Origin of the sequence: Bacteroides stercorirosoris, assembly GCF_900142015.1 — a bacterium.
Lineage (GTDB): Bacteria > Bacteroidota > Bacteroidia > Bacteroidales > Bacteroidaceae > Bacteroides > Bacteroides stercorirosoris.
Genome location: NZ_FQZN01000042.1, coordinates 1 through 22,680, shown reverse-complemented (window position 1 = coordinate 22,680; position 22,680 = coordinate 1). Strand labels below are relative to the sequence as shown.

Genomic DNA, 22,680 nt, shown 5'->3' with positions numbered 1-22,680 from the left:
ATTAAGTTAAACAAAAGTTAGTTTTCTATTTTCTCAGGAGATTTTGCTCTCCTGTCTGTGAAAAAGTGTTGCAAATATATGAGCAAAGCACCAAAAAGAGAATGTAAGATTGTGTCAAAACATGGAAAATTCAGTCTTTCTAACTGAAAAATAGTATCAACGTCTGTGAATAAAATCAAAACGAATAGTTCCAGTGTCATTTTGATTATACCGAGACTTTCAATATCTAATTTGTTGCTCTAATATTGTATCAAGAAACATATAACTCACAAAAATCAATATGGCTAATCTTTCAATAGTAATAGTACCAACAAAAAAGTTATCCAATGGAAAACACCGAATAAGAATTGCAGTAGCGCACCGTTCGCAAACCAGATATATTTCAACTCAATTTATATTGGATTCTGCAAATCAAATGAAAAACGGAAAAGTAGTAAGGCATGAAAACGCAGCAAATATTAATACTTGCTTACGTAAGATAATCTATGAATACGAAGAAATCTTATCGTCCATTCATTACTTACCAACTCTATCGTGCACAGAGTTAATACATACCATCACCCGTGAACAGCAAAAGAAGGGTATTACGTTTAATACCGTGGCAAATGAATATCTTTCCTACATGAAAACCGAAGAGCAAAAGAAATCTTATAAACTATATAGCATAGCTTGCAGGAAAATCCAAAAATATATGAAAGGAGACTTTCCTCTAATACAATTGAGTCCTTTGCAAATACAAGGCTTTGCCAATGAGATGAAAGAGGAAGGTTTATCTGCAACATCCGTTAGAATCTATCTTACTTTAATAAAGGTTATACTCAACTATGCAGGTAAAATGAATTATGTGAATTATCCGGTTCACCCTTTTGTCCTTTTTAAAATGCCGGTCAGCAATGTCAGAGAACTGGATCTGACCGTAGAAGAATTAAAAAGTATACGTGATGTAAAGCTATTCAAGACAACACAAGTGATGGTTCGGGATATTTTTATGCTTACTTATTATTTAGGCGGCATCAATCTAAGGGATTTGATGGAGTATGATTTCAAAAACCGGAACCATATGCGGTATGTACGCCATAAAACCCGGAATAGCAAAAAAAGTGAAAACGAAATTGCCTTCACCATTCAGCCAGAGGCACAGGAAATCATTAATAAGTATATAACGGATAACGGGAAATTAGTATTTGGTAGATACTCGTCTTATGAAAAAGTATACAGCTTAGTTTTTAGACATATAAATAAGGTGGCAAATCTGGCGGGAATTAATAGGAAAGTATCATATTACTCTGCCAGGAAGACATTTGCCCAACATGGATATGATATGGGAATTGAAATAGAAAAAATAGAGTATTGTATAGGACATAGTATGAAAAATAATCGACCTATATTCAATTATATACGAATCATGCAAGAGCATGCAGATAAAGTCTTCAGGGCTATCCTCGATCAGTTAATTAAATGACAAACGATGTTATCCAGTTTAATGTTTTTTACAAGAAGTAAATATCAAACCGGAGGGGGATATTTAGGGTACCTCAGTCGTATATCCAGGGTACTTCAGTCGTATACTGAGATACCCTAAATATACGACTGAGATAGCCCCTATTTGTATGCACTCATAATCATACTGTTACGTTTTACGACTCAACCGATAATAAATTCAGATAAATTAGCGAAAAACCATCTCATTCATTTCTGTACGGATTTGAATTAAATGATGATTTACTGAGTATCTGTACCATTATAAACTAGAATCAAGAAATTAGTGCGCGAACTACAGTCACTTTCCCAACCCAATTTAAAACCATTTTGTTGTATCAGTTAATTTAAAAGACTCTCCGCATTTATGCTTCAGGCAGCTTCCCCCTTAATTATCAAGTTAACTTTTGTTTAACTTAATAATTAAAGTATCCAGAAACAGCCACTTCAACAGAAGATCGCTTTGCCAACTTTATGCTGAATGAATTGGCACGCGAACTGAACCAGGAAATGGTTTATTACGAGAACCTGCACCATTCGGGTTGGCAAGCAGACCGCATCATCTATCACGACCAGTTGGGATCTTCTAAAGAAGGCTTATGGGATTCTTCCCTCTGGATGATTCCGCCAAGAAAGCTTATCAAAATTACGGTTATTAATAAATGTACTTTTAGAGTGCAGATAATGGGTCCCCACTCTATTTATGTACAAATAACCATATAAATGGATAAATTTCTATTTCGCATAGCACTCACGACGCATAATTTTGCGACATCAAATTAAAAATGACATACTATGAGAAAGCTCTTCTTGACCATTGCCTTATTATCAGGCTTTAGTAAGGCCCTGTTTGCCCAGTTTGGAAATTGTACTGCGTCCGAAATGCAGACCTATATAGACAATACCACCGGGAATACCATTACCATGCTTACCGATACCCTTAAAAACGACCGCTTCCTCTATCAGACAGACCCGATGTGGACATCCGATAGTAAATATGTGCTGTTCAGGTCTTCCTCTCGCGGAAACGATAAAAAGACGCAGATTTACTTTATAGAAATGGCTACCGGCAAAATCATTCAAGCTACGGAAGGTCCCAATCTGGGCAGTGCATTTTTAGCCAACAAAAGTAATCGCATGTTCATCAGTCGTAAAGAAAAAGAAGACTGGAACATGTATGTGATGGATTTAGATAAATTCTTCGCAGATGTAAAGAAAGGAAAGGTAGGTAAACCTGCCGGTTATGAAACTTTCATCGGTACTTTCCCTACAGCAATGGGACGTCCCGGAGGATATGCTGTAGATTGTAATGACGACTACGCATACATCACGGTGGAACGTGAAGGAACAGAAGAAGAGAAAGAACGCATGATGAAGAATGCATTCTTGCCGGAAAACAATCAACCGGTAAAAATAAAGCCATCTCTTTGTGGTATTCGTAAAATGAACCTTGCCACCGGTGAAGTTACCAAGGTGATTGATACTGAATTTAAGACAGGACATATACAGGCCAGCCGATTCACTCCGGGAGAAATAGTATTCTGTAATGAAACAGGCGGAGATGCCCATCAGCGTATGTGGTTCTGCACCGCAGACGGCTCAGTCTTTAAGCCTCTCTATAAAGAAACACCGCTGGATTGGGTGACTCATGAAACTTTTGCGACAAAGGATTATGTCTATTTCAATATTTTAGGTTTCCAGCCTCGTCTCCGCAAACAAGTAAGCGGCATTGCCCGGATTAATCTGCGCACTGATGATGTAGAGTTGATTGGCCAGGTAGAAATGGAAAAAGACCGTAAAGCCATGGAAGGACAATTGACCGGACGAGGATTCTGGCACTGCAATGCAAGCCGGGATAACCGTTGGGCGGCAGGTGATACTTTCGGAGGAAATGTCTGGATAATCAATGTACAGACCGGCGAACGCCATTGGTTAGTCTCCGATACCAAGATGAAGCCGGATCATGCACACCCGAGTTTTAGTCCAGACGGAACCAAAGTTCTTTTCCAGTCAGGCCACTTTACAAACGGTAAACGTTTGAATTTGATGATGGTTGATATTACCCCATTCGACAAATAAAAAAAATAAAACGATGAAAAATACATATTTATTCCTTTGTACCTTGCTGCTTGGTACAGCAGGCACCATACAAGCTCAAGACTCACGCGAACGTACTTACTATTATGAAATCCTGGAACCACGGCATGAACCGAAGCCGGAAGTAAACGGCTTTGCTACAGAAAAGATAAAAGAACAGTTGGATAGAGGATTAATAGCTGTTCCGGCCACTGACGGAAAGGGTATATATCTGAGTTGGAGATTATTGGAACAGGACAACGCAGATGTTTCATTTCATATTTATCGCTCTGTCAATGGAAAAACGCAACGTTTAACCAAATCTCCGATAAAATCTACTTGTGATTTTATTGACAAAGCTCCGGTAAACGAAAAAGCATCCTACTGGGTATGCGCTCTGGACAAGAAGAAAAAAGTAACCGATACATCCGCCAAGATAGAAGTGGAAGCTCCTCTATTGAAGAATTATCAATCAATCAAGCTGAACCGGAATATAAAAGCCGGCAAAATAGCTGTTGCCGACCTGAATGGAGACGGAATTTATGATTATATCATTCGTACGCCGGATAAAAATGTAGACCCGGGAATGCCGGGTACTTTAGGTGGAGAAACTTATCAGATTGAAGCCTATCTGAGTGATGGAACTTTCTTGTGGTCAAAAGATCTGGGACAGGGAATAGAACCGGGCGTATGGTATTCTCCTTTCATCGCTTACGACTTTAATGGAGATGGCAAAGCAGAGATAGCCTTAAAAACGGCACCCGATGATGCCAAACGTAACGAGAAAGGTCGCATAGATTCAGGTGAAGAGTATTTGAGTGTACTGAATGGCATGACAGGAAAAGAAATAACCCGTGTGGATTGGCCCGAACGTAATGACCGATATGGCAATCTTGTCCGCCAGAATCGCAACCAGATTGGTATGGCCTATCTGGATGGAAAGACTCCTTATATATTGGCGTGCCGCGGAACTTATAAATTGATGGTTGTAGATGCCTGGCAATTGAACGGTGATAAACTGGAACGTGCCTGGAGATGGGATAGTGATGAGGAAAATCCTATAGTGAGAAGTATGGGGGCGCATAATATGATTTGCGGTGACGTGGATGGTGACGGAAAAGATGAAATCCTGTTAGGGTCATGCATGCTTGATGATAATGGTACATTATTGTGGTCTACCGGATTAGGACACCCGGATAAGGCCTATTTGACCGATATTGATCCGAATCGTCCGGGAATGGAAGTGTTTTTATGTTTGGAGCCTTGGCACGACAACGGGCGTGGAGTCTGTGTGGTAGATGCTAAAACAGGGCAACCGGTTTGGAATATCGGCCATAAAACTTTTCATGTGGGAGATGGCATGGTTACAGACTTCGACCCTGCCCACAAAGGACTGGAATGCTTTGCAAGTGAAGACCGCAAAGGAGGAAGTACGGACAAATACCTGCTTTCGGCTGATGGCCAGCATTTAGGTAAGAATGAAGATGTTCCATCTTGCCGTAACTGGGCATGGTGGGATGGAGATTTACTACGCGAGACATTCAAAGGAGACGATAACCGTTGGGGAGCCAGTTCTTCTTCAAACGGTCGTTCATTGAGTATTGTAAAATGGAAAGGGGAAACGCTCACGGAGGGCATTGAAGGGAATATTCTGATGATTGCCGATTTATATGGTGACTGGCGTGAAGAGATTATCACTGCCTTGCCGGGTGAAATCCGTATTTACTCTACCAACATTTCGGCTAAAGATCGTCGCATAACTCTAATGCAGGATGGAATATATAGAAACTATGTAGCACACCGTTCCATGGGCTATCCGCAAGCACCGGTTCCTTCTTATTATTTAGGTGAGTGAAAGATTTGTAATAACAAGGTTTTATAATTATGAAATGAAACACTGGATTATTGTAAATATACTCTTGCTTTGTGGCAGCATATATGCTTTTTCACAACCTTACAAGGGAGAAAAGTTGTCAAGAGGTTTAGTCGGAATTCCTACAGAGAAAGGAATGTACTTCAGTTGGCGCATAACGCTGAATGATGCGCCCGACTTGCAATTTGACTTATACCGAAGCACCAATGGTGGTACAGAGACAAAGCTGAATAAAGCCCCCATCAGCCAAACGACTGATTTCTTGGATGAAACAGTGGACTTAAAGGCTGACAACATCTGGATATTGAAAGCAGATAACCAAATCGCTGCAACCTGGATTCGCACAAAAGAAGAAGAACTGACCCCTTATTTAAGTATCCCCATCAAGAAACCGGAAGACGGGGAAATTGCAGGTGAACACTTCTTTTATACAGCTAATGATTGCAGTGTAGGCGATTTAGATGGTGACGGTGAATACGAAGTCATATTGAAGTGGACACCCTCTAACTCTAAACGGCCACCACAACGTGGATTTACCGGAAATACTTATTTAGACGCATATAAAATGGATGGGACTATGCTCTGGCGTATTGATTTAGGACCCAATATCCGTTCGGGAGCAGCTACAACCAACTTTCTTGTTTTCGATTTCGACGGAGACGGATGTGCCGAAGTGTGTTGTAAGACAGGAGACGGAACTATAGACGGAATTGGACATGTGATAGGTGACAGCAAGAGCGACTGGAGGACCTGGGATAAAGAAAGCCCAACGTACGGAAAGATTGTTAACGGACCGGAATATTTAACTGTCTTTGAAGGCAAAACAGGAAGGGAATTAGATTCAAAAGAATACATACCTACTCGCTATCCTATAGACGGATGGGGAGGTATTGGCGGCAATTGTGGCAATGATAATACCGGCGGACGCTCTGATCGTTTTACCGCAGGAGTTGCCTTTTTGGATGGCAAAAATCCCTCACCTGTGATGGTAAGAGGATGGTATGGACGCACCGTAGTCGCCGCATGGACTTTTACCAACGCCACACTGAAAAGTATATGGACTTTCGATAGTGCCAATCCTGGTTTAGAGAAATACTCAGGCATGGGAAACCACAGTGTGACAATAGCAGATTTTGATGGCGACGGTTATGATGAAGTTTGTGTGGGAGCTATGACGGTAGATCATGATGGAAAAGGACTCTTCACAACTGGTTTGAGGCATGGAGACGCTCTGCATGCCGGTCGTCTGATACCTTCACGCCCTGGTATGCAGGTATTTGGCGTACATGAGAATGAGGGAGATAACGAGATTGTAAGTCGGACTCCTGCTGTAGCTATGTTTGATGGAGCTACCGGGGAAATTATCTGGCAGGATGGTTTAGGCAAAGATGCCGGACGTGGAGTTGCAGCCGATATTGATCCGCGTTATGAAGGAGCAGAATGCTGGTGCAATATTGGCGGACTAAGGAGAGGAGATACCGGAGAATTTATCAGCAATAAGAAGCCAAACTCCTGTAACTTCACCATTTATTGGGATGCCGATTCTCTGGCAGAATTACTGGATCACGTTTCCATCAGTAAATGGAATTGGCAAACAGAGGAAACGGATTTGTTGCTGAAAGCCGAAGGAGTAGTCTCTAACAATGGAACCAAAGGAAATCCCTGCTTATCAGGAGACATCTTGGGGGACTGGCGTGAAGAAGTTATCTGGGCTTCAAAAGATCAAACGGAATTGCGCATCTATACAACTACAATACCTGCTACCGACAGGCGTCCAACTTTAATGAATGATCGTCAATATCGCCTGGCCATTGCCTGGCAAAATGTAGGATATAATCAACCGCCACATACCAATTTTTAGTCATGATGAAAAGAAACAGAATCTATATTTATTTATGTCTTTCGTTCTTGCCTTTAATATCATTAAAGGCACAGAACAACCAGACTTCCGGCTTAAACGCCCGCGAGTTTAATAAGTATTGGAAAGTTGAATCGGAATCTCCCGATTTTAAAGTAACGTTCCGAGGGGATACGGCGGAAATTGTATCTCCCAAAGGGCTAACTCTCTGGAGAAAGGAAAAAATGAGTGGTAAAGTAACCATTGAGTACGATGCTTGCGTAGTCAATGAGACCAAAGAGGATCGTCTAAGTGATTTAAATTGCTTCTGGATGGCTTCTGACCCGAAATATCCTGATAACTTATGGAAACGTGAAAAGTGGCGCAACGGAATATTCCTTAATTGTTATTCCTTACAACTTTATTATCTGGGATATGGTGGAAACCATAATTCCACAACAAGGTTTCGTCGATATGATGGTAATGAAACAGGCATTACTGATCCTCAGGCTCGGCCTGCCATCTTAAAAGAGTATACGGATACAGAACATTTGTTGAAAGCAAATCACTGGTACCATATTAAAATTACAAATGAGAATAATAGGGTTAGTTATTATATAGACGGAAAACGTCTGGTGGATTTCAGGGATGCAGAACCTCTGACAGAAGGTTGGTTCGGTTTCCGCTCCACTTTATCACGTACCCGCATTACTAATTTTCGCTATGAATGTTCATCACAGGAAACTGCCACCGTTCCTTTACAATGGATTGGTAATCCCCCCGAGCTGGATAAGCCTGTAAGTTTTGGTGTCCCCTTTGATAAAGGAGAGGTTTTTCCTGAAAGCCTTTTGCAATTAAGAAGTGCTAATGGTGAGAATATTCCGGTTGATACTTGGGCATTGGCTTATTGGCCGGATGGTTCTGTGAAATGGAGCGGAGTAGCCGGCGTTATTCCTGCCGGAACAGAGAAGTTAATGCTTGAAAAGATGGGAAAAAAGCCGAAGAAAAAATCAAAGGCCGGAAAACCTAATGATGGCACATCTGCTTCTGTAACTGAAACACACGAGCGTATCCAAATAGAAACAGGAGTGATTTCAGCTTATATTCCCCGACAAGGCGAATTTCTGATAGACAGCCTTTTATATAAAGGTGTGAAAGTTGGTGAGAAAGCCCGTCTGATATGCAACACTCAAAGTGAACCAATACTTGAAACCACCTCGCAGGTATCTTTCACGAACTATACCAGTGAATTGAAATCGGCCATTGTAGAACGTTCAGGTGCAATACGCACACTTGTCAAACTGGAAGGTGTGCATAAAAGTAAGGATGGACGCGAATGGTTGCCTTTTGTAGTCCGCCTCTATTTCTATACTGGAAGCGAACAAGTAAAGATGGTCCATAGCTTTGTGTTTGATGGCGACCAGGATAAAGATTTTATCCGCGCTTTAGGTATTCGTTTCGATATTCCTATGCGCGAAGCACTCTACAACCGTCACATAGCCTTTTCGTGTGCCGATGGCGGAGTATGGAGCGAACCAGTGCAGCCACTGGTTGGGCGTCGCATTCTGACACTCGGAAAACCACAAGATAAAGAACCCTCCCTACAACAGCAACAGATGGAAGGTAAACGTATCCCTCCTTATGAAGCATTTGACGAAAAGAACCGTTCCTTGCTTGATAACTGGGCATCATGGGACAGCTATCGTTTGTCTCAACTCACTGCGGATGCTTTCTCCATCCGTAAGCGCGCTAATGACAACAATCCCTGGATAGGCACTTTCTCCGGCACACGCAGTAATGGCTATGCCTTTGCCGGTGACATTACCGGCGGAGTCGGACTCTGTCTGCATGATTTCTGGCAGTCTTATCCCTCTTCCATTGAAATGTCCGGAACGAAAACTCCTACAGCCACTCTTACCGCCTGGCTATGGAGTTCTGATGCCGAACCGATGGATCTGCGGCACTATGATAATGTGGCACACGACTTAAATGCCAGCTATGAAGACGTACAAGAAGGGATGAGTACCCCCTATGGCATAGCCCGCACTACTACGCTTACTCTGATTCCACAAGGAGGATATACCGGAAAAGAAACTTTCGCCGATTGTGCCAAGCAGTTTTCCGAACCAGGCATATTGATGCCCACTCCCGATTATTTGCATGCACAGCAGGCTTTTGGTGTCTGGAGTCTTCTTGACCGCAGCACGCCTTTCCGCGCTCGTGTAGAAGACCGCCTGGATGCCTATATTGATTTCTACAATAAAGCCATCGAACAGAATAAATGGTATGGCTTCTGGAATTATGGTGATGTTATGCACGCTTATGATCCTGTCCGTCACACCTGGCGTTATGACATTGGAGGTTTTGCCTGGGACAATACGGAATTAGCTTCCAACATGTGGCTTTGGTATAATTTTCTGCGCACAGGGCGTACTGATATTTGGCGTATGGCTGAAGCTATGACCCGCCATACTGCCGAAGTAGACACCTATCATATAGGTCCCAATGCCGGATTAGGCAGTCGCCACAATGTCAGTCATTGGGGATGCGGTGCCAAAGAAGCCCGCATTAGTCAGGCTGCCTGGAATCGTTTTTATTATTATCTCACCACCGATGAACGTTGTGGTGACCTGATGACCGAAGTGAAAGATGCCGAACAGAAACTTTATACTCTCGACCCCATGCGCTTGGCTCAACCACGAAATGAGTATCCTTGCACAGCACCTGCCCGTCTAAGAATAGGGCCCGACTGGCTGGCTTATGCAGGCAACTGGATGACAGAATGGGAACGTACCGGCAACACTGCATATCGTGATAAAATCACAGCAGGAATGAAAAGCATTGCGGCATTACCTAATCGTATTTTCACAGGTCCCAAAGCGCTTGGCTTTGATCCGGCAACAGGCATCATCACCTCAGAATGTGACCCGAAACTGGAAAGCACTAACCACCTGATGACTATTATGGGTGGCTTTGAAATCATGAATGAAATGCTCCGGATGATAGACCTACCCGAATGGAACGATGCCTGGTTGGACCTTGCAACCCGTTATAAACAAAAAGCATGGGAGTTGAATCGTAGCCGTTTCCGCATTTCACGCCTGATGGGATATGCAGCCTACCACACCCGCAACCAGGAGATGGCAAAAGAGGCTTGGACGGATCTGTTTACCAGATTGGAACATACCCCTGCTCCTCCTTTCAGCATCACAACTTTGCTTCCACCGGTAGTTCCGGCTCCGTTGGACGAGTGCAAAAGTATCAGTACCAATGATGCAGCTCTTTGGAGTCTTGATGCCATTTACATGCAGGAAGTCATACCAATGGATGAGTAAATTGTACGAATTTCCATGAATATTGTATGTTATTCTATGGAAAAGTAACCTATTTTGCCCTATTTTTGCAATCAATGAAACAACATATACCATGAAAAAACCTTTTTTAAAATCTTTGGGAAGTATTGCAGCTATTGCAATAATTGCCATTGGACTATCAGGGGCTATACCTGCCCCAAAATACAAGACAGTAACTGTCAGTGCGCCTTTCCCGATGGAACCGATTAAGGAATTTATATTCCCCGATCGTGATTTTCCTATCACCAAATACGGTGCGGTAGCTGATGGAAAAACAAACAACACAAAAGCCATTTCACGTGCCATTACCGCATGTAATCGTGCCGGTGGCGGACGTGTAGTCATTCCTGCCGGAGAGTGGCTTACCGGGCCTATCCATTTCAAGAGTAATGTCAATCTGCATTTGGCAGAAAATGCCGTACTGCGGTTTACTGATAATCCGGACGATTATCTGCCTGCCGTCATGACTTCATGGGAAGGTATGGAATGTTACAATTATTCTCCGCTAGTTTATGCTTTCAACTGTGAGAACATTGCCATTACCGGAACCGGAACGCTTCAACCCATCATGGATACCTGGCGTAAATGGTTCAAGTGCCCCCAACTTCATATGGATGCACTTGCGGAACTATATACAATGGCCTCAACAGATGTTCCTGTGAAAGAAAGACAGATGGCCAAGGGAGAAAATAACCTGCGACCGCACCTGATACACTTCAACAGATGTCAGAACGTATTGCTCGACCAGTTCAAGATTCGCGAAAGCCCGTTCTGGACCATTCATCTTTATTTGTGTGACGGCGGCATTGTTCGCAATTTGGATGTGCGCGCCCACGGACATAATAATGATGGCGTCGATTTAGAAATGAGCCGCAACTTCCTGGTAGAAAACTGTAAATTCGACCAAGGGGATGATGCGGTAGTTATCAAGGCCGGACGTAACCAGGATGCGTGGCGCTTGGATACTCCATGTGAGAATATCGTTATCCGGAACTGCGATATTATAAAGGGACATACTTTGTTGGGTATCGGCAGTGAAATGTCAGGCGGAATCCGCAATGTATACATGCATGATTGTGCCGCACCGGACTCCGTATTCCGCTTATTCTTTGCCAAGACTAATCACCGCAGAGGAGGTTTCATTGAAAATATCCACATGGAAAATGTAAAAGCAGGAAAGATGCAGCGCATACTGGAAATAGATACCGATGTACTTTACCAATGGCGCAATCTGGTGCCGACCTATGAAGAGCGGATTACACGTATCGATGGCTTGTACATGAACAATGTATCCTGCGAACGTACGGAGGCCATCTATGACCTGAAAGGTGACGCCAAACTACCTGCAAAGAATGTGTTCATCAAGAATGTACATGCTGGTGAAGTCACCAAATTCATAAAGAATGTACAGAACGTTGAAAATGTGGTAGAAGAGAATATGACTTACGACCGCTTCCGCAATGCTGCCAATGCTCCGGCTTACGATTACTCTAAACTACAAAAGGAGAAATTAGGAAGAGGCGTAGTTGCCATCCGGGAGAATCCTTCGGAAGTAGCAATTTCTTGGCGTTATCTTTCTTCCGATCCGGAAAACACAGCTTTCAACCTCTACCGCGACGGAAAAAAGATTGCAGAAGTATCTGCCAATACCGGAACATTCTATCGCGATACCTATAAAAGCAAGAAATCAGCAACTTATACTGTAAAACCGATAGTGAACGGAAAAGAAACAGGACACATTGAAGGAGCTTATACCCTACCCGCCAAGGCACCGATAGGATACATCAATATACCTCTCGACACACCTGCAGACGGTGTAACTCCCTCAGGACAAAAGTATACTTATATGCCTAATGACGCTTCTATCGGTGATGTTGACGGTGACGGAGAATACGAAATCATCTTAAAATGGGATCCGTCAAATGCCCATGATAACGCCCATGACGGATATACAGGCAACGTACTCTTTGATTGTTACCGACTGAATGGTGAGAAACTATGGCGTATCGACATGGGGCATAATGTTCGTGCAGGCGCCCACTATACCCAGTTCATGGTTTACGACTTCGATGGCGATGGACGCGCCGAAATCATTATGAAGACTTCCGACGGAACTGTCGATGGACAAGGAAATGTAATCGGCGATGCTGCTGCCGACTATCGCGAACCGGGTGACCCACGCCGCAATCAGGGCCGCATCCTGACTGGGAATGAATACCTCACTGTATTCAACGGTCATACAGGGGCGGCTATGAAAACTATAAATTATGTCCCTGAACGTGGAAATCTGGAAGATTGGGGAGACAACCGTGCCAACCGAAGCGACCGTTTTCTTGCAGCAGTGGCTTATCTGGACGGCATTCGTCCAAGTGCAGTCATGTGTCGCGGTTATTACACTCGCACAGTACTTGTTGCTTTCGACTGGGATGGAAAGGACTTGAAACAGCGTTGGATATTCGACAGTAATACTCCAGGTAATGGAGCTTATGCAGGCCAAGGAAACCACAACCTCCGTGTAGCCGATGTTGATGGGGACGGGTGCGACGAAATCATTTACGGTTCCTGTGCCATTGATAATAATGGAAAAGGTCTCTACTCCACCCGAATGGGACATGGAGATGCCATTCATCTGACCAAATTCTCTCCTTCCATGAAGGGGCTTCAGGTATGGGATTGCCACGAAAATAAAAGAGATGGTTCAAGTTTCAGAGATGCAGCCACAGGCGAGGTCTACTTTCAGGTAAAAAGTGGCATAGACGTAGGCCGTTGCATGGCAGCAGACATTGATCCAACTAACCCCGGTGTAGAAATGTGGTCATGGGAATCAAAAGGATTACGCAACATCAAAGGTGAAGTGGTCAATCCGAACATCAAAACCTTCTCCATCAATATGGCTGTATGGTGGGACGGTGATTTGCTTCGCGAATTACTGAACAAGAATGTAGTTTCCAAATATGACTGGGAAGCCGGCGTTTGCAAACCTTTGGTTACTTTCACCGGAGCCGTATCAAACAATGGAACCAAAGCCAATCCTTGTCTGCAAGGTGACATCACGGGCGACTGGCGCGAAGAAGTTCTTCTCCGTTCTGAAGATAATAAATCCCTCCGCCTATATGTGTCTCCGGTAGCAACCGATTACCGCTTCCATACCTTCCTGGAAGATCCGGTTTATCGCATCAGTATTGCAACGCAGAATGTAGCTTATAATCAACCTACCCAGCCCGGATTCTATTTTGGCCCGGATTTGAAAGGGAAGTTCAGAGGGTACGAATTTAAATAATAACCAGGATGCTAAATAATAGACCAAGCATCCCCAAACAATAAAAAAAATATGAATATTAAGACACTTTGCATCACAGGTGCCTTGTTACTAAGCGGCATCAGCATTTATGCCCAGAAGAAAAAAGAAGTCATTAATGACTCAAATACCCCGTTGCACCTCTTGCAACCGGCTTATAAAGTCCCTTATAAGGCACTCACAACCAGCGAAGTTAAAACAGATATCGACCGCGTGCTCCGCTACCTGGAAAAGACTACCCTTACCCGTGTAGTAAGCGAGAAAACAGGAAAGGTTATCACCGATTACAATAATCTGCCTGCCGATGCTCAACTGGAACGCGGCGCTTTCCGCCTCGCAAGTTATGAATGGGGAGTTACTTACTCCGCCATGCTGGCTGCTGCCGAAGCTACCGGAGACGCCGACTACAAGAAATATGTGACGGACCGCTTCAACTTCCTAGCCGAAGTAGCCCCGCGCTTCCGCGAAATGCTTGAAAAGAATGGCACTACAGACCCGCAGATGAAACAAATTCTGACTCCACATGCTCTTGATGATGCCGGAGCCGTTTGTGCGGCCATGATAAAAGCACAGTTACAGGATAAATCTCTCAACCTATATCCGCTGATAGAGAACTATCTCGACTTCATTCTGAACAAAGAATACCGTCTTGCTGATGGAACATTTGCACGCACCCGCCCGCAACTCAATACCCTGTGGCTGGACGATATGTTTATGGGAATTCCCCCCGTTGCCTGGTACTCGCAATTAGCGAAAGAGAACCAGCAAAAGTATCTTGCCGAAGCTGTCCGTCAGATATTTCAGTTTGCCGAACGGATGTGGGTTCCTGAAAAGAAATTATTCCGCCATGGCTGGGTAGAGAGTATGCAAGACCATCCTGCTTTTCATTGGGGACGCGCCAATGGCTGGGCGTTGCTCACCATGACCGAAGTGCTGGATGTAATGCCCGAAAACCATCCCCAACGTGCCAAACTGATGGAACTCTTCCGTGGACATGTCCGTGGATTGGCTGCCTGTCAGAGCGGAGAAGGTTTCTGGCACCAACTACTCGACCGCAATGACTCCTATCTGGAAACTTCGGCAACCGCCATTTATGTATATTGCATGGCTCATGGAATCAACAAAGGATGGCTGGATGCACTGGCTTACGGACCTGTAGCCCAACTGGGCTGGCATGCTGTTTCCACACAAATCAATGCAGAAGGACAGGTAGAAGGTACCTGTGTGGGCACCGGTATGGCTTTCGACCCGGCATTCTACTATTATCGCCCGGTCAATGTGTATGCCGCTCATGGATATGGCCCCGTCATCTGGGCAGGCGCCGAAATGATTAATCTACTGAACAAGCAACACCCGAAAATGAATGACAGCGCCATACAATACTACTCTACCGAGCAGAAAACAACAGCGCCTATTTTTAGTGTAACCGAATCCAAATAACCCTTAATAACAATGTATCATGAAAAGAGAAGCATTCAAAATGTTCCTGAAACCCGGTTTCGAGAAGGAATATGAAAAAAGACATGCAGCCATCTGGCCGGAATTGAAAAAGATGTTGTCCGACGGCGGGGTATATGACTACTCCATCTATTGGGACAAAGATACCAACATCCTCTTTGCTTGTCAAAAAACGAAAGGTGAAAAGTCATCACAAGATATGGGTACCAATCCCATTGTTCAAAAATGGTGGAATTATATGGCGGATATAATGGAAGTAAATCCTGATAATTCTCCGGTAACCATACCATTGCCGGAAGTCTTCCATATGGATTAAAAAACAAAAGTGCATTGAAGGTCTGTTTCAATGCACTTTTTTCCGTATTTTTGTTACGTACTAATAATCTATGAAATATGAAAAAGCACTTTCTATTATTGTGCACATCCTTGTTTTGCCTTATTTTAAATTCTTACGCATCCATCGAAGTACGTTCTAACCATATGACGACTTCAGACGGACTACCCAACAACTCTGTCTGTTACATGTTTCAGGACAGCAAAGGATTCATCTGGATGGGCACTTTGAATGGACTCAGCCGCTACGACGGTAATTCATTCGTCACCTTCTTGCCCGAAAGCGAATCAAGCAAAGGACGGATAGCATTGTCTACCAACCATGCCAGAACTATCAGTGAAGATAAAAACGGCCTTCTATGGATAGAAACTTCCGGTGAGTTCTTCAATTGCTACGATTTAAAGAAAGACTGTTTTGTTGACTTCACCGGTTGCAACGAATACCGCCAGAATTACGACCGTAAAATAGAAGCGGACAACGGGGATATCTGGCTATGGCAAAACAGAAATGGTTGTCGGCGGGTTACATACCAGAACAATACGTTTACTTCCGTAACCTATAAAAAGAATAAAGGGAACTTACCATCGGACAGTGTTGCCTATGTATACCAAGACAAACAAGGAGGTATCTGGGTAGGAACAAATTACGGTGTATCCCAAATTGTAGGTGATAAAAGCGTCATTGTTGAAAAGCACAATGCTTTCGCAGCCCAGTCTTTTGAGAAAAGCATCTTCTTCCTGTCAAACGGCGGCATTATCTCTAAAAAGGAAGGAAGTAATCCGACAACAACAGTCGCCCAACTTCCAAAGGAAAGAAACAATATCACCATATACGGAACACTTTGCCTGCAAGATGATTGGGTGATATTTACCTCTACCGGCGGATACATATTCGACATGAAAACATGCCAGGTCAGCCGCCAACCGGAGCTGGATATCCGGAATGGCAATGTCCTGACCGACAACCTCGGTAATTATTGGATTTACAACCATACAGGCAAAGTATGGTACGTGAATGCCAAAACACGAGCCATCAAGACTCTCCAACTGAGCACTCCGGATAAACTTAACTACGTGGATATGGAACGTTACCACGTGGTACACGACTCCCGGGGCATCATCTGGATATCAACCTACGGGAATGGTCTCTTTGCTTACAACACCTTTACAGAAGAGCTCCAGCATTTCGATTTCCAAATTGATGGCTTCAGCCACATTAGCTCCAACTACTTGCAATATATCATGGAAGACAGTTCCGGTGCCATCTGGGTCAGTTCCGAATATGCCGGAGTTGCCCGCCTGACCATTCTGAACGAAGGTATACAGCGTATCTATCCGGAAGCCGTTTCCTTGTCAGACCGTTCAAATACCATACGAATGATAACCCGACTGAAAAACAATGAAATCTGCATCGGTACGCGGGGCGGAGGGGTGTATACCTATGATGCGCAAATGGAAACGCAAAAAAAGCAATATCATTTCACTTCCAACATATACGCAATAGCCGAAGACAATAACGGAACAGTATGGATGGGCAGCCGTGGAGACGGACTCTGCATAGACGGTAAATGGTATGTAAACAAGAGCGATGATGCTTCATCCATCTCTAACAATCACATCTTCACCCTATATTGCGACCGGAAAGGGCGAATGTGGGTAGGAACTTTCGGCGGCGGACTTGATTTAGCCATCAAGGGTGAGCATGGGTATACCTTCCGGCATTTTCTGAATAAAGGTTTCGGACAACAGCGAACGCGCGCCATCATGGAAGACAAGAATGGATGGATGTGGATAGGAAACAGCGACGGGGTATATGTATTCCACCCGGACTCTCTGATGGCCAATCCTGAAAACTACCTGATATACAATTACAATAATGGAAAAATACGCAGTAATGAAATTAAATGTATCTACCAAGATACTCAGGGGCATATCTGGATTGGTACATCAGGCGGCGGATTAAGCATGTGTACCCCGGATAGCAATTACAGAAATCTAAGTTTCAAGCATTACAGCACCCTCAACGGATTGGTAAACAACATGGTTCAAGCCATCGCAGAAGACAAGCAAGGTAAACTATGGATTTCAACGGAATATGGAATATCGCGCTTCAATCTCGAAACGCAGACCTTTGACAATTTCTTCTTCTCACCTTATACTTTAGGAGATGTCTATAGTGATAACAGCTCCTGCGTCAGCAAGGACGGCAGATTATTATTCGGCACCAATTACGGGCTATTAGTAATCAATCCTGAACGAATAGGAAAAGGCACAATCCCTAATTCAGTCGTCACGTTCACCAATCTACAGGTAAACGGAATATCCATGCGCCCAAGAGACATAGACTCGCCGTTGAACAGTGCAATGATGTACACAGATGAAATTAAATTGAAGTATTTCCAAAACTCTTTTGTAATAGACTTCACCACATTTGATTATTCAGAGAGTAATAGCTATACCTATACTTACTGTTTAGAGAACTACGACAAGGAGTGGAGCAAGCCTTCCCCATTAAGTTTTGCTTCTTACAAGAATTTGCCACCGGGCACATACAATCTACATGTAAAAGTTTGTAATGCTACCGGTATTTCAGGAGATCAGGAAGCTATTTTAAAAATAATAGTAACCCCTCCTTTCTGGAAAACGACCTGGGCATTCCTGACTTACACCTTGTTGTTTTTAGTCATACTCTACATTGCATACAGATTGGTACTGAATTTCAATCTCCTACGGAACAAAGTACAAGTAGAAAAGCAACTGACGGAATACAAGTTGGTATTCTTCACTAATATCTCACATGAATTCCGTACACCTCTGACTTTGATACAGGGGGCTCTGGAAAAGATACAAGGTATGGAGAAGGTTCCCAAAGAAATGGCTAATTCTCTGAAAGTGATGAATAAAAGTACGCAACGTATGTTGCGTCTGATTAACCAGTTACTGGAATTCCGTAAGATGCAGAACAATAAGTTGGCCCTTTCTCTGGAAGAAACGGACGTTATGGGCTTTCTTCATGAAATCTTCCTGAGCTTCAAAGATACGGCAGCCTCCAAGAACATGGATTTCCGTTTTCAACCTTCAGTGGCTTCTTACAAGATGTTCATTGATAAAGGAAATCTGGATAAAGTAGTTTATAACCTGCTTTCAAATGCTTTCAAGTATACCCCCAGCAATGGTAAAGTCATTCTGTCGGCTATTGTTGATGAGGAGAAGCAATGTCTGGAAATTTCCGTATCAGATACCGGTATCGGCATTGCCAAAGAAAAACGGGGAGAACTATTCAAGCGTTTTATGCAAAGCAACTTTTCCAGCAATAGTACCGGAATAGGCCTGCACCTGACACATGAATTGGTGAATGTACATAAAGGCACTATCACTTATGATGAAAATCAGGGAGGTGGTTCCATCTTTACTGTCTTACTCCCTACAGCAACAAGCGTATACGAAGAAAAAGACTTCCTGATACCACACAATGCATTCCTGGAAGAGAAATCCTACAAAAAGGAAAGTGAAGAAGAGACTGATATTCCGGAAGTTAACGAAATAGAAGCAAGAGAGCCTTCCAATCTATACAGGTTGCTAATCATAGAGGATGACAATGATGTACGGGAATTCCTGAAAGACGAATTCAAACCTTATTTCGAAGTAGTGACCGAAGCTGACGGAGTTTCCGGTCTGGAACGTGCACGTACATATGATGCAGACCTCATCATTTGCGATGTATTGATGCCAGGGCTGACAGGTTTTGAAGTAACTCGCAAACTTAAGAGTGATTTCGATACCAGTCATATCCCCATCATATTATTAACTGCAATGAGTTCTGCCGAAAATCACCTGAAAGGAGTAGAAAGCGGGGCGGATGCATATATCACCAAGCCTTTCAGTCCCAAGTTATTGCTGGCAAGAGCTTTCCAATTGATAAAACAACGGGAGAAATTGCGGAAAAAGTTTTCGGACGAACCTGGCATGATAACACCCACTATCTGTACATCAGAAAAGGATAAGCAGTTTGCAGATAAGCTTCAAGCCATTCTGGAACAGCAGATTGGCAATAGTGAATTTGCAGTAGATGACCTGGCTTCTATTATGGGATTGGGACGCTCTACATTCTATCGCAAAGTGCGGGGAGTGACCGGCTATTCTCCCAATGAATACATGCGTATCATCCGAATGAAGAAAGCTGCGGAACTGTTACTCGAAAACCGTTATACAGTGGCGGAAGTATCCTATAAAGTGGGTATTGAAGACCCGTTCTATTTCAGCAAATGCTTCAAGAAGCAGTTTGGGCATTCGCCATCAGTATATCTGCGGGGGAAGAATGACTAAGAAAAAGAGCCCGAAGCAATGCTTCGGGCTCTTTTTCTTATATACTATTTACTATTCCCACTCTATTGTTGCAGGTGGTTTTGACGAAATATCATAGGTTACACGGTTTACCCCTTTCACCTTATTAATAATGTCATTGGATACTTTGCCCAGGAATTCGTAAGGTAAATGTGCCCAGTCTGCCGTCATAGCATCCGTAGAAGTTACAGCGCGCAGCGCAATCGCACGTTCATATGTACGTTCGTCACCCATCACACCAACCGACTGTACGGGAAGCAGAATAACACCTGCCTGCCAAACCTGATGGTAAAGGGAAGTCTCGTTGCCATCAGCATCTTTCACTTTCCAGTCACGTAAACCTTGGATATAAATATCATCCGCATTTTGCAGGATAGCTACCTTTTCAGGAGTAATATCGCCCAAAATACGCACTGCCAAACCCGGTCCGGGGAAAGGATGGCGGGTAATCAAATGTTCGGGCATCCCCAACTCACGACCTACACGACGAACTTCGTCCTTGAACAGCAAGCGAAGTGGTTCACAAAGTTTCAAGTGCATCTTTTCGGGCAGACCACCTACATTATGATGACTCTTAATAACCGTTCCGGTGATAGAAAGAGACTCAATGCAATCAGGATAAATAGTACCTTGTGCCAGCCACTTCACATCTTTAATTTTATGGGCTTCTTCATCGAATACGTCAATAAAGCCTTTACCTATAATCTTACGTTTCTTTTCCGGTTCCGCTACTCCGGCCAATTCAGCAAAAAACTTAGCACTGGCATCTACACCGATTACGTTCAGACCGAGGCATTCATAATCGTGCATCACATTCTTGAACTCATTCTTGCGAAGCATGCCGTGGTCAACGAAGATACAAGTTAGATTCTTGCCAATAGCACGGTTCAGCAGCACAGCAGCCACAGAAGAATCCACGCCACCACTCAAACCAAGAACCACTTTATCATCCCCCAACTGTTCTTTCAATTCGGCAACAGTCGTTTCAATAAATGAAGCCGCACTCCAGTCTTGTTTGCAACCGCAAACATCCACCACGAAATTTTTCAGCATCTGCGTGCCATCTTCCGAATGGAATACTTCGGGATGGAACTGTACACCCCATACCTGCTCATTCTCTATCTGGTACGCAGCAATCGCCACCTTGTCCGTTGAAGCTATTTTCTTGAAACCGGAAGGGATGGCTGTAATTGTATCACCGTGGCTCATCCACACTTGCGAACCTTCTTTCACGCCCTTGAACAGCACATTGTCCTTATCGAAAGAACTCAAATGTGCACGCCCATATTCGCGGCTTCCGGCAGGTTCCACCTTACCGCCATTCGTATAAGCAATGAATTGCGCACCATAGCAAATACCCAGAATAGGATACTTTCCACGAATTTCACTTAAATCAACTTTGAATGCACTTTCATCGTATACAGAGAACGGGCTGCCTGAGAGAATAACTCCTTTTACACTCTTATCTCCTTTCGGGAACTTATTGTAAGGAACAATCTCGCAATATGTACTCAATTCACGAACACGACGGCCGATGAGCTGTGTAGTCTGCGAACCGAAATCAAGAATGATAATCTTTTCCTGCATATAATCTGTATGGATTTAGTTTAAAATGAGCTGCAAAAGTATGAAAAACTGAGGGAATAATAGGAATTATAGAGCGGAAAATCTATATTTGCAAATAAATAAATCATTTAATACACAGGAAAACATGAGAAAAATCAGTGCTTTACTACTATTGCTTTTATGTAATATCGTATGCCTGCAAGCACAGGAAAACAGAATTGCTGAGTTAGAAAAATCACTCGAAGTCATGCGTACCGATCTACAGCAAAAGAAATTACTGTTCAGTTGGACACTTATGGAAAAATACCTGGATGCCTGCAGCGCATCCAACAAGTTAGTAAACATCAAGAATGAACCGAAACTGACTTATATCATTTTCGAATTAAAACCCCAAGAATTGGCTGCTTCCAAAGAAGCCTATGAAACCGCTAAAGACGAACTGAAAAAGATGTTGAATACTTATCCCGAGTACGCACAACTGGACTCTGCTTACCGGAATACCGCTAAAGAAGAAACACGTAAAGAAATCAACGTAGCCATGAATAATTTTTATCGCCGTTTATCCGATGAGAATAAGGACTACCGCCCCATGCGAGATAAAGAACAGAAAGCTCTCAGGAGCTACTACATAGCCGCCGCACGCTATATGCTGGAAGAAAGCAAGAATAAACAGGAAGTGGTACCCAATGGCATCATAGATTACAAAGAGCGCGAAAATATTCTCAACTCCAATGCCGCTCTCAATCAATTATCTGTAGAAATCAGACTGCTGGAAAATCTACAAAGAGAAGTGCTTCAGGAATATCAAAAATTAAAATATCACATAACTCCATCCAAGTAAGATAAAGCCCATTCAAGACACAACAAAGGCACACTGATTAACAACACTTTACAAGGAGTCAAGAGTTTATCAGCAAGGAGTTAGGAGTTTGTCGACAAACTCTTAACTCCTTGTCGACAGGGTATTAGGGATATTCCTAAAATAATAAAATTTAAGGCAACTAATTCATTGCGAGTTAGTTGCCTTTTTTGTATCTTTAAGCATTCCCCCCAAAAAACGGTT

Annotated in this window: 12 protein-coding genes; 11 read left to right on the top strand and 1 reads right to left on the bottom strand. The window is 43.4% G+C overall.

Translation table 11 applies throughout. The features are described 5' to 3' along the window. Positions 1-280: 280 nt before the first annotated feature. The 10 genes from BUC01_RS21785 to BUC01_RS21740 all read left to right on the top strand — a co-directional run bounded on the left by BUC01_RS21785 (position 281) and on the right by BUC01_RS21740 (position 20,033). The gene (locus BUC01_RS21785) at positions 281-1,462 is read left to right on the top strand and encodes a tyrosine-type recombinase/integrase (RefSeq protein WP_025836110.1); all 1,182 of its coding nucleotides are present in this window, start codon (positions 281-283) and stop codon (positions 1,460-1,462) included. A 491-nt stretch (positions 1,463-1,953) separates the two neighbouring features. After that, positions 1,954-2,202, top strand: a complete 249-nt coding sequence (locus BUC01_RS21780) for a hypothetical protein (protein ID WP_034524727.1) — start codon at positions 1,954-1,956, stop codon at positions 2,200-2,202. A gap of 72 nt (positions 2,203-2,274) precedes the next feature. Then, positions 2,275-3,558 carry an oligogalacturonate lyase family protein gene (locus tag BUC01_RS21775; RefSeq protein ID WP_025835309.1) on the top strand — a complete coding sequence of 428 codons (1,284 nt, stop codon included), beginning with the start codon at positions 2,275-2,277 and terminating at the stop codon, positions 3,556-3,558. A 13-nt stretch (positions 3,559-3,571) separates the two neighbouring features. Further along, the gene (locus tag BUC01_RS21770) at positions 3,572-5,410 is read left to right on the top strand and encodes a rhamnogalacturonan lyase family protein (RefSeq protein WP_025835308.1); all 1,839 of its coding nucleotides are present in this window, start codon (positions 3,572-3,574) and stop codon (positions 5,408-5,410) included. A 34-nt stretch (positions 5,411-5,444) separates the two neighbouring features. Continuing rightward, a complete protein-coding gene (locus tag BUC01_RS21765; protein WP_025835305.1) occupies positions 5,445-7,289 on the top strand; it encodes a rhamnogalacturonan lyase in 1,845 nt (614 codons plus the stop codon). Positions 7,290-7,294: 5 nt separating this feature from the next. After that, the gene (locus tag BUC01_RS21760) at positions 7,295-10,600 is read left to right on the top strand and encodes an exo-rhamnogalacturonan lyase family protein (protein ID WP_025835303.1); all 3,306 of its coding nucleotides are present in this window, start codon (positions 7,295-7,297) and stop codon (positions 10,598-10,600) included. 91 nt (positions 10,601-10,691) lie between these two features. Beyond that, positions 10,692-13,898: an alpha-d-galacturonidase gene (locus tag BUC01_RS26190; protein WP_025835301.1), complete on the top strand. Its 3,207-nt coding sequence runs from the start codon at positions 10,692-10,694 to the stop codon at positions 13,896-13,898. Between the two features lie 51 nt (positions 13,899-13,949). Continuing rightward, entirely contained in the window at positions 13,950-15,356 is a 1,407-nt protein-coding gene (locus BUC01_RS21750; protein WP_073314888.1) for a glycoside hydrolase family 88/105 protein, read from the top strand. Positions 15,357-15,375: 19 nt separating this feature from the next. After that, positions 15,376-15,690, top strand: coding sequence for an L-rhamnose mutarotase (gene rhaM / locus BUC01_RS21745; RefSeq protein ID WP_025835300.1), 315 nt, complete (start codon positions 15,376-15,378; stop codon positions 15,688-15,690). Between the two features lie 77 nt (positions 15,691-15,767). Beyond that, complete coding sequence (locus tag BUC01_RS21740; RefSeq protein WP_051568869.1) at positions 15,768-20,033, top strand: two-component regulator propeller domain-containing protein; 4,266 nt, start codon at positions 15,768-15,770, stop codon at positions 20,031-20,033. 51 nt (positions 20,034-20,084) lie between these two features. Here BUC01_RS21740 and guaA read toward each other — a convergent pair whose 3' ends face one another. After that, a complete protein-coding gene (gene guaA, locus BUC01_RS21735) occupies positions 20,085-21,638 on the bottom strand; it encodes a glutamine-hydrolyzing GMP synthase (protein WP_025835297.1) in 1,554 nt (517 codons plus the stop codon). A 124-nt stretch (positions 21,639-21,762) separates the two neighbouring features. Between guaA and BUC01_RS21730 the strand changes: the two genes are divergently transcribed. Continuing rightward, positions 21,763-22,458, top strand: coding sequence for a DUF5039 family protein (locus BUC01_RS21730; RefSeq protein ID WP_034524726.1), 696 nt, complete (start codon positions 21,763-21,765; stop codon positions 22,456-22,458). The last annotated feature ends 222 nt before the right edge of the window (positions 22,459-22,680 follow it).